The sequence below is a fragment of the Tenacibaculum skagerrakense genome (assembly GCF_004345825.1).
Classification (GTDB): Bacteria; Bacteroidota; Bacteroidia; order Flavobacteriales; family Flavobacteriaceae; genus Polaribacter; species Polaribacter skagerrakensis.
Genome location: NZ_SLXM01000025.1, coordinates 1 through 3473, shown reverse-complemented (window position 1 = coordinate 3473; position 3473 = coordinate 1). Strand labels below are relative to the sequence as shown.

At 30.8% G+C, this 3473-nt stretch carries 4 protein-coding genes; all 4 read left to right on the top strand.

The window, feature by feature from the left end; genetic code table 11:
• Positions 1-125: 125 nt before the first annotated feature.
• The 4 genes from EV195_RS16565 (at position 126) to EV195_RS16550 (ending at position 3287) form a co-directional block, all read left to right on the top strand.
• Positions 126-848, top strand: a complete 723-nt coding sequence (locus EV195_RS16565; protein WP_132796092.1) for a hypothetical protein — start codon at positions 126-128, stop codon at positions 846-848.
• Between the two features lie 116 nt (positions 849-964).
• Positions 965-1930, top strand: a complete 966-nt coding sequence (locus EV195_RS16560) for a hypothetical protein (protein WP_132796091.1) — start codon at positions 965-967, stop codon at positions 1928-1930.
• Positions 1931-2088: 158 nt separating this feature from the next.
• Positions 2089-2619, top strand: a complete 531-nt coding sequence (locus tag EV195_RS16555; protein ID WP_132796090.1) for a hypothetical protein — start codon at positions 2089-2091, stop codon at positions 2617-2619.
• A gap of 161 nt (positions 2620-2780) precedes the next feature.
• Positions 2781-3287: a hypothetical protein gene (locus EV195_RS16550; protein WP_132796089.1), complete on the top strand. Its 507-nt coding sequence runs from the start codon at positions 2781-2783 to the stop codon at positions 3285-3287.
• Positions 3288-3473 lie beyond the last annotated feature (186 nt).

Sequence of the window (3473 nt, the reverse complement as noted above, 5' to 3'; positions counted from 1 at the left end):
CTATAAATCAAAAATTATAACTAATTTTAAATCATGAAAAATGAATGAAAAATTGCTACTAAAATTATCGCAACTTTTCATACACAAATACGTTACCTGCAAGCTGAAAAAAATCTGAACTATAAATGAACATACTGCAAAAAATAGCCAGAAAGATAATAAAAAAGTCATTTGACCTTTCTGTTTCTACAATCGAATTCTTTAGCAAAATGGAACCTTATGAACAAAAGGTTTCGGAATTAAGAAATCTCGAAAAAGGAACTTTAGGAAAAGAAATAGCTGAATGTCTTGACAACCATAATCTGACTTTAGTACCAAAATACGAAAGCCACGATTTGAAACACGTTTTGCTTAATTACCAAATGACAGCTGAAGACGAAATCCGAATGCAAGCTTTTATGGTCGGAAATGGAAATTATTCTATTCCTTCATTTGCTATTTTGATTTTCGGAGCAATTTTACTTCCAGACTTGTGGCGGACTTTTTACTCGGACTTTAAAAAAGGAAAGAAATCTATCGGAATTTCGGAATGGTCAATCGAAAAGTATGCAAGTCGAAATCTGACTGAATTAAGAGCTGAATTATTAAAACCAGAATTTGAAGAAAAAACAATATTTGATATGAAACGAGTTACTAAATTTGGAGCTTTTGCTTCAATAACAACAGGAATTTTTGGAATGATATTCTGTTTGCCATTTCTTTTTTCATCGAATATGGCTGATTTAGTTGGTGCAGGATTTCCTTTTGTTGGTGGAGCAATATTAGCAGTTGGCGGACTTTTGGCTTTATCGAATTTATCACGACCGAATAAAAGCCAGCAGGTAACACCGTATAAAATTAATTGCTAGTTTCTAGCCAACTTACGAAAGTCCTCGCGGACTTTCTATCTGTGATTTATTTGCTAACTTTAGTGCTTAAAACACGCAACTAATCTTATACAATCACGTTAGCTGTTATTTGAAAAATGAAATCTGAAATTAATTTCTACACCAACTTTAAAGAGGAAACCTTTGATGATAATACCTGTTTCTTGTGTGGACGTGAGTGTGAAATCAAAACTACAGAACATATTTTTCCTAAATGGTTACAACACAAATACGATCTATGGGATAAAAGACTCATTGTCACAAACGACACTACTATTCCATACAGAAACTTGACTGTACCTTGCTGTGAAAAATGTAATAATGAAGACCTTTCAAAAGTTGAAGAAAAGTTTCAGGCATTATTAGAAAGGTCATTCAAGAACTTGACTTTTGAAGATGAACAAATAATTTTTCAATGGTCAGCCAAAATTCTGTACGCTACAAGATACAAGGAATTATCGCTATTAGTCGACAGAAAGAATCCAGAATTAGGAAACATATTAACCCCTTATGAATTGGAAAGTTATTCAGCTTTACATTTGTTTTTACAATCAATAAGGTTTAAAACTACTTTTCATGAACCTAAACCTTGGAGTATATTTGTTTTCAATTGTACAGACGACGATTTTTTTTATCATAACAACATTGTTGGATTGTGCTTTTCAATGAAATTTGGAAAAATTGCATTTACTATCGTTTTTGAGGACAATAACGTTATTGAGGACTTTATGTTCGGCCTAAAAAAACTAAAGGAATATCCTATTAATTTCCCTCAATATCTCGAAATTAATGCTCATTTATTTTACAGTGCTATTATTAAAGAAAATGCACCTAAATACTATACCACTTATAATGATAATTCGAAAGAGATAAACGTAAACACTGTCGGAGTCTTAAGGTCAAGAAAGTGGAATGATAAAGAGTATGCTTATTTGTTAGACCAAATTCTAACAAGTTGCGGAATTGACATCGGTCATAGCACTTGGAATCCAGATGGAACGATAACATCTTTTCTTATAGACCAAAACGGAGAACACTTAACACGAAAATTATTTGAAAAATAAAAACAACAGCTAACAAGGTGTATAATTAATTGCGGCTGAATTTCCTCAACGGAAATTCAATCTTATTAATTATCTTTCCGCAACATCGGAAAAGAACTCGCGTCCTTTTCCCGCAAAAAATCATACACAAATACGTTGGCAGTAATTTGAACCAAGCAATGACAGGATATTTAATGCGAAATATATTTAATAAAAAACTGACTTCTGAATTAACTGAAATTAAGTTAACCGAAAGTGGATTTTCTATAAACAAACCTTTTGGAGCAAAGCCTAAATTATTTGATTGGAAAGAAATTAATAGTGTTCAATTTTCAGAAAATCGGAATGAGGTAATTTTTGAGAAAGCTGACAAAAAAATCGGTCTGAAAAATAATAACATTGGTTGGTATGAATTTATTCAAAATGTGCCAACAAGATTTAAAGAATTTGATTTTAACTATGTATCTGAATTTATGAATTCCTTAAAACCTTGTGGAGTTTGCGGAATTGTTGCAGTAAAAGAAAATGTGTGTATTGTTTGCGAAACTATAACTTGGAATAACGAAGTGGCTGAAAACGAAATTGAATTTATAAAATCAAAACAATCGGAATTATACTCTGAACTTATAAAAGACGGAATAGAAATAAAAAAAGTAGCTGAACCTGAACACGGATTTAAAGCGGACAAAAACTGGAAATTATACATTTGAAAATAAAAAAACTACTGCCAACACCGTATATAATTTATTGCTAGTTCTAGACTACTTACGAAAATCCTCGCGGATTTTCTATTCGGTTTTTATTTGCTAAATTACGTGCTAAACCACGCAACAAACCATATACAACAACGTTAGGCACAATATCAAACTAAATGAAATTGCAAAAAATTATAATATTCTTCCTATCAATCTCAACTGTAACCTTAGGATTTCTTTATTTTAAAGTCAAAAATCAAAATAAACACTTTACTGAGAGTAAAAACAATAAGTTTGAATGGAAAAATGGTGATGAAATTTTAAACAGTTATTGGAAAAAAAACGACAAATTAGCTTCTCAGTTTTTTGACCAAAACTTTGATAACAATTACGAAATTATTAGAACTTTTACTACTTATGGAAAACTATACCAAACTTCATTTGATAGAAATGAGAATGGTGTATATGAGAAAGTAGAGTGTTTTAATATCACTGGAGAAAAAGTTGGTGAAATAATAGATTATGACGAAGATGGAATCCCTGAAGAATTTAGTTTATTTATAAATTCTGTAAAAAAACTAAAATTCAAAGATGAAAATTATGATGGGATTTTTGAAAAACTTACCATAACAAATGACTCAATTATAACTGAGACTTTGACTGAAAAAATATTTGACAAATAAAGTGCCTAACACCGTGTATAATTAATTGCGGCTGAATTTCCTCATCGGAAATTCAATCTTATTAATTATCTTTCCGCAACATCGGAAAACGACTCGCGTCCTTTTCCCGCAAAAAATCATACACAAATACGTTAGCAAACACTGTCGAAAATGATGTATAGTTTTCTTGTTGATTAATAAAAGTCA